At 54.1% G+C, this 6,261-nt stretch carries 6 protein-coding genes; 1 reads left to right on the forward strand and 5 read right to left on the reverse strand.

Features of this window, described 5'->3' with window-relative positions:
• Positions 1–154: 154 nt before the first annotated feature.
• Positions 155–271 (forward strand): LPS translocon maturation chaperone LptM, encoded by a 117-nt coding sequence (gene lptM, locus CSQ89_RS23910; protein WP_099407631.1) that lies wholly within the window; start codon positions 155–157, stop codon positions 269–271.
• Positions 272–350: 79 nt separating this feature from the next.
• Here the strand turns inward: lptM and CSQ89_RS19025 are convergent, their stop codons facing one another.
• From CSQ89_RS19025 to CSQ89_RS19045, 5 genes are all read right to left on the reverse strand, one after another.
• Positions 351–2,609, reverse strand: a complete 2,259-nt coding sequence (locus CSQ89_RS19025; RefSeq protein ID WP_099407632.1) for an arginine/lysine/ornithine decarboxylase — start codon at positions 2,607–2,609, stop codon at positions 351–353.
• 294 nt (positions 2,610–2,903) lie between these two features.
• Positions 2,904–3,512, reverse strand: a complete 609-nt coding sequence (locus CSQ89_RS19030) for a glutathione S-transferase (RefSeq protein WP_099407633.1) — start codon at positions 3,510–3,512, stop codon at positions 2,904–2,906.
• 180 nt (positions 3,513–3,692) lie between these two features.
• The gene (locus CSQ89_RS19035; protein ID WP_099407634.1) at positions 3,693–4,466 is read right to left on the reverse strand and encodes an ATP-binding cassette domain-containing protein; all 774 of its coding nucleotides are present in this window, start codon (positions 4,464–4,466) and stop codon (positions 3,693–3,695) included.
• 104 nt (positions 4,467–4,570) lie between these two features.
• Positions 4,571–5,059, reverse strand: coding sequence for a hypothetical protein (locus CSQ89_RS19040; protein WP_099407635.1), 489 nt, complete (start codon positions 5,057–5,059; stop codon positions 4,571–4,573).
• Between the two features lie 132 nt (positions 5,060–5,191).
• A complete protein-coding gene (locus CSQ89_RS19045) occupies positions 5,192–5,938 on the reverse strand; it encodes a UDP-2,3-diacylglucosamine diphosphatase (RefSeq protein ID WP_099407636.1) in 747 nt (248 codons plus the stop codon).
• Positions 5,939–6,261: the final 323 nt, after the last annotated feature.

Below are 6,261 nucleotides of genomic sequence, written 5' to 3' on the forward strand. Positions count from 1 at the left end.
ATCGCCGACAAGCCCGTTGCTGTCGCCGCACCAAACGTGCTCAGCAAATAGTCGGTGTACAAATCGAGTTCTTTGTTCTTCATGGCGACAGGTTATCGTATGCACTGCGTAACATCAGTTAGTATTTCGATTTTACCCTCCCAGGCTGCTCGCCATGCGTCTTGTTATTCTTTGCTTGCTGGTTTGCCTGCTAAACGCTTGTGGTTACAAAGGCGCGTTGTATCTCCCGGGTTCGGACAAAACAACCAATACCTCGAAGGCGCAGCCTTAACTGGGTTTGTCTAGGCTGCGGTATGAAACAAAAAACCGCCTGTGGGGGACGGTTTTTTGGTGGGTTGGAGCCGAGGCGTTTATTGAATAACGCAATCTACGTAATACTCGCCGCTTTTTTCATCCCTCACCAAACCGTGTATGTCTGTCTCAAATCCTGGGAAGCGCTCGTTAAAGGCACGTGCGAAGCGTAGATAATCGACGATGGTCTTGTTGAAACGCTCGCCTGGGATCAACAACGGGATACCAGGTGGGTAGGGGGTTAGCAATATGGCGGTGATACGGCCTTCCAGCTGATCCAATGGCACCCGTTCGATCTCACGATGCGCCATTTTGCTAAAGGCTTTGGCGGGCTTCAAGGCAGGCACCATGTCGCTCAGATACATTTCGGTGGTCAACCGGGCCACATCACCCGCGTGATAAACCTCGTGGATCTGCTGGCATAGGTCGCGCAGGCCGATTTTTTCATAGCGCGGGTTCTTGGCGATGAACTCCGGCATGACGCGCCATAGCGGTGAGTTGGCGTCGTAGGCATCTTTGAACTGCTGTAATTCGGTGACCAGCGTATTCCAGCGTCCTTTGGTGATACCGATTGTGAACATGATGAAGAAGCTGTAAAGGCCAGTCTTCTCGACAATAATGCCGTGCTCGGACAGATATTTGGTCAGGATGGCGGCTGGGATGCCGGTTTCGGAGAAGTTTCCGTCCACATCCAGACCTGGTGTGATGACGGTCGCCTTGATCGGGTCGAGCAGGTTGAAACCGTCGGCCAGTGCACCAAACCCATGCCAATGTTCGTTGGCGTGCAGTTCCCAATCCGCCCGTTCACCCAGCCCTTCCTCGGCCAGGTAATCTGGTCCCCACACCTTGAACCACCAGCTATCGCCATACTCAGCAGCCACTTTGCGCATGGCGCGGCGGAAGTCCAGTGCTTCGAATATCGATTCTTCCACCAAGGCTGTCCCGCCTGGCGCTTCCATCATGGCAGCCGCCACATCGCAACTAGCGATGATGGAGTACTGCGGTGAAGTGGAGGTATGCATTAGGTAGGCCTCGTTGAAGCGATGTCGATCCAACTGTCGGGTTTCTGATTCTTGCACCAGAATCTGCGAGGCTTGGCTCAAACCAGCCAGCAATTTATGGGTCGATTGGGTAGCGAACACCATCGCTTCTTTTGAGCGCGGGCGGTCGTGCCCAATGGCATGCATATTCTTGTAGAAATCGTGGAAAGCGGCATGGGGTAGCCAAGCCTCGTCAAAGTGCAGGGTATCGATCGTGTCGCCCAACACTTCCTTGATCATTTCCACGTTGTACAGCACCCCATCGTAGGTCGACTGGGTGATGGTGAGAATGCGTGGCTTGCTGCCAGGGCGCTTGGCCAGCGCTTCTTTGGCGAATGGGTTGGCTTCGATTTTCTTCTGGATGGTTTCCGGCCGGAATTCATCCAGCGGGATTGGACCGATGATGCCGTAGTGATTTCGGGTGGGCATCAGGAACACCGGGATAGCCCCGCACATCATGATCGAATGCAGAATGGACTTATGGCAGTTACGATCCACCACCACGATATCGCCTGGGGCCACGGTGGCATGCCAAACCATCTTGTTCGAGGTCGAGGTGCCATTAGTGACGAAGAACAGGTGGTCAGAACCGAAGATACGTGCGGCATTGCGCTCTGAGGCGGCAACCGGGCCCGTATGGTCGAGCAACTGGCCGAGTTCATCCACCGAGTTGCAAACGTCGGCGCGCAACATGTTCTCGCCGAAGAATTGGTGGAACATCTGCCCTACTGGTGATTTAAGGAAAGCCACGCCACCGGAATGGCCAGGACAGTGCCAGCTATAAGAGCCGTCCTGGGCGTAATGCAGTAGCGCACGGAAGAAGGGGGGCGCAAGGGTGTCGAGATAGCTCTTCGCTTCACGCACGATACTGCGGGCGACGAATTCGGGCGTGTCCTCAAACATATGGATAAAGCCGTGTAGCTCACGCAGCACATCGTTGGGGATATGGCGGCTGGTTCGGGTCTCACCGTATAGGAAGATGGGTATGTCGGCGTTTTTGTAGCGTATCTCTGCAACAAAGGTGCGTAAATTCTTGATGGCGGTGGTTTCCTCGCCGGGCTCCGCCCCCATGAATTCTTCATCGTCGATAGATAGGATGAAGCTGGACGCACGGCTTTGTTGCTGGGCAAAGCCAGTCACATCGCCATAACTGGTTACGCCGAGGACTTCATAGCCCTCTTCTTCAATGGCTTTGGCCAGGGCGCGGATGCCCAAACCACTGGAATTTTCGGCGCGGAAATCCTCATCGATGATGATGACAGGAAAACGGAATTTCATTGGAGAGACCTCTTCAGATCGGTTAAGACCGAGTCTTCGTGTTCAAACACAACATGCAATGGATACTCAAAAAACCTTGGCTTGTTGGACCGTTTTCAAACAAAAAATTATCGACGTGCATACATTTTTATATGCAGGAAGATAACTTTTGTAAGCCATCGCTGTACGCGACTGGGCTGAGGCTTGATGAGGACCACATGCTGTAGCGGTGGAAAAAAGCGCGAGGCCGCACCTATGCGGGTGCGGCCTCTGTGTATTCAGTCAAATGTAGGCGCTAGGCAGGCAATCCCTTGTTTAGGCTTGTGGGACGGTGTCGGCGAAAGCTGGCCGTTGGGCAAGCTTGTCGGCCAATCGGGCTAGATTGGGGTAGCTGCTACGCCAGGTGATTTCTGCAAAGCGAAAGTCCAGATACCCAAGGCAAGCGCCAACCGCGATGTCAGCAAGACTGTAGCTTTCGCCATTGCACCAGCTGTTCTCACCAAGATCTTCGGCCAAGCTTTGTAAGCCACGGGTAATCTTGGCTTCCTGGCGTTTAATCCAATCCTGACTTTGTTGTTCAGGCATGCGTTTGCGTTCGAGAAAAATAATCGCAGCGGCATCGCAAATACCATCAGCAAGCGCTTCCCAACGCTTCACCTGTATGGCGTGACGGTAGTCGTTGGGGATCAGCTTGGCAACCGGTGAGACATGGTCGAGATATTCAACAATGACGCGCGAATCAAACAGCGTTGAACCATCATCAAGCACTAATACGGGGACCTTACCAAGCGGATTGACATCTACGACTTTGGAGTCGGCATTCCAAGGAATATCCACGGCTAATGGGCATTCGATGCGCTTTTCTTGCAGCACGATACGCACCTTGCGGGCGTAGGGGCTGGTGAGCGATGCGATCAGCTTCATGGCGATAACCGTTGGACAGGAACTATAGATTTTAGGGAAGTGACGAGGCGATCGCCAGTGTTTCCTGTACGCTGTATCGAGCGACCAACAATTGCATAGATATGATAGTGGGCGGTCGATGCTACCTGCGTTTTACCGCCTACCGCGCTAGCACGCAATCCAAGCCTTTAACTGCGGACTTCAGCTACCAGGCAGACTAAAGAGCAATGCATCTGCCGTACTACGTATATGCAGAGGGAATACCCGGTTGAGTTGAGTCGGCAGCAGCGTTTCGCAACTGGGGCCTGATGCTACCAGACGGCCTTGGCGTAGCAGCCAAGCGTGGTCGGAGTACTTAAGTGCGAGATTGACATCCTGCAGGCTGGCCACGACAGACAGAGGCAGCGTACGGACCAGCTGCTGCAAGCCCGCGAGTAGCACGTGTTGGTGATAGGGGTCCAGACAGGCTGTTGGCTCATCGAGCAGCAAGAACGCAGGTCCTTGTGCTGCGGCGGCACAAGCTTGCACCAATACGCGGGCAAGCTGGGTACGCCGCTGCTCGCCTGCTGAAAGTTGGGGATAGGGACAATCAGCTAGATCATACACACTGCAAAGTCGCAGCACGCTGTTGATCAGCCCGGGCAGCTGGTTTGACGCGATTTCTGGAAAAGGTGCAGCTCCCAGCAGGGCGATGTCGCGCGCACTGAAGTCGAAATGCAGCGTGCTTGATTGAGGCAGCATTGCTCGCCGCCGGGCCAGTTGTTCGGTAGGCACTTGGCTTACATTCAGTCCATCGAACAAGACTTCACCCCCGCTGGGGCTCAATTCGCCCGCTGCGACAGCCAATAGACTGGACTTGCCGGCGGCATTCAGCCCCAACAGGCTGGTGAGCTGACCCAGCGGTGCGCTTGCGCTGATGCTATCGAGGACCGTTTTGCCATCGCGTAAGAGGCTGATTTGTGTGAGCTTGAGCATGTAAATGGATGCTAGCACCACCTGCGCGACAAATCGCGGCGTAAACGGAATGGTTTTGCAATGCGACAGGCCTTTGCAAGATGGGAGCTTGCGTTAATGCTTGCCTAGTCGAGGCCGCTTATTTTTTCGCGCGCTTGCTGAACGGCATTCTTGGCGGCGGCTGAGAATCGTGTGCTGGCGAAATTAGCCACCTGGCGGGTAGCCTTGGACAACGAATCAAAGGCACAACTGCTAACACAAACCGCTTTTATCAAGGGTTCGCCTACAACGTTGGGCTGTGCGCTCAGGTTGGATAGCAGGCTGCGTTGTTGTTCTGCAAGCGTTTTTTCTACGAGTTGCATGGCATCGGTGATAGCCGATACTTGCGCCACAAACAAGGCGCAGCCAAGGTTCAAGCTTTGATCAAGATGCTCCTGCAGCCGCTCGGTAGGTGCGCGGGGGCCATGCAATGCGGCTACCCAGTCTCGATAACCATCGAATTGGGCTGTGACCAATCTTTCGACGTTACGGCTGGCTAGGTCGGCACTTTCATTGAAGAGTTCAAATTGCTGATCGGGCCTGGATTTGGGCCGGGCGGCGGTAGGAGCATTCATTTTGCCGTTACTTCCTGATAAATCGGTCTTGCCGACTGATGTTGCACCGCAATAATTTGCGCAGTCTATGCCGCTGGAAGGGGAAGTCAATTATCAAAATGTGAATAATGACAGGGCTGTGACTAGGTGAAATTAGCGCCAAGTCGCATTGGTGTTGATCCCGACGAAGGAAAGACCCGTCTCATCCAGCTGTAGATATCCGCCTTCTCCACCGTACCAATCTGGCAACACCCAGCGCTGGCGAGTGCCTTGCGCCAAGTCATGTTGGTGTCGGGCGGGGCGATGGGTATGGCCATGTATCAGGTCTGCGCCGGTATGTTGTACAAACAAGTTGGCTACTGAGTGAGGATTCACGTCCATGATATCTGATGCCTTGTCTTTCTTGGCTAGTTCGCTGGCGGCGCGGATACGTTCTACTTCCGCTCTACGCTCAGCCAGTGGGCGCGCCAGAAAAGTACGCTGCCAAGCAGGTTGGCGTACTGTTGCTCGAAATTGCTGGTAGGCAGTGTCGTCGGTACAAAGTACATCGCCATGGCTCAGGATCAGCTTGTGGCCAAACGCGTTGAGAATAAAGGGATCATCGAGCAGTGTGGCCCCGGCTGCCGCTGCATACTGCGGCCCCAGCAAAAAATCGCGATTCCCGTGCATCAGGAAAATGGATACGCCGTTTTTGGCCAAGGCGCGTAATTCGCCGGCAATCTGCCCGTTCAGGGCATTTTGATCGTCGTCACCAATCCAGTATTCGAAGATGTCGCCAAGCAAGTAGAGCGCACTGGCCGTCTGAACTTGGGTATGAAGAAACGCGAGAAAGGCTGCTGTCGTGGCGGGGTCTGCATCGGACAGATGCAGATCGGAAGCAAATAAAATGGGCTTGGGCATGTGTTGCGGGCTTCAAATTGAAAACGGCGCGGTGGGGCCGCGCCGTATTTGACCGGTGCTGGACTTGGAACCTGTTTACGATCTGTAGCGAGCAGCCGTCAGCAGGGTGAAGCGCAGCGCAGAAACCGGAATGTACTTTTGTACATGAGGATTTTGAGCAGCACATGAACCCTGATCACGGCAGCGCAGTAAGATCGTAACTGATGTTACGCAGTGCATACGATAACCTGTCGCCATGAAGAACAAAGAACTCGATTTGTACACCGACTATTTGCTGAGCACGTTTGGTGCGGCGACAGCAACGGGCTTGTCGGCGATGGTAG

Origin of the sequence: Chitinimonas sp. BJB300 (genome assembly GCF_002735695.1) — a bacterium.
Classification (GTDB): domain Bacteria; phylum Pseudomonadota; class Gammaproteobacteria; order Burkholderiales; family Chitinimonadaceae; genus Chitinimonas.

What these genes read in the sequence shown, in the direction of transcription:
- lptM (WP_099407631.1), top strand. Translation starts at nt 155, where the DNA reads ATGCGTCTTGTTATTCTTTGCTTGCTGGTTTGCCTGCTAAACGCTTGT.
- CSQ89_RS19025 (WP_099407632.1), bottom strand. Translation starts at nt 2,609, where the DNA reads ATGAAATTCCGTTTTCCTGTCATCATCATCGATGAGGATTTCCGCGCC.
- CSQ89_RS19030 (WP_099407633.1), bottom strand. Translation starts at nt 3,512, where the DNA reads ATGAAGCTGATCGCATCGCTCACCAGCCCCTACGCCCGCAAGGTGCGT.
- CSQ89_RS19035 (WP_099407634.1), bottom strand. Translation starts at nt 4,466, where the DNA reads ATGCTCAAGCTCACACAAATCAGCCTCTTACGCGATGGCAAAACGGTC.
- CSQ89_RS19040 (WP_099407635.1), bottom strand. Translation starts at nt 5,059, where the DNA reads ATGAATGCTCCTACCGCCGCCCGGCCCAAATCCAGGCCCGATCAGCAA.
- CSQ89_RS19045 (WP_099407636.1), bottom strand. Translation starts at nt 5,938, where the DNA reads ATGCCCAAGCCCATTTTATTTGCTTCCGATCTGCATCTGTCCGATGCA.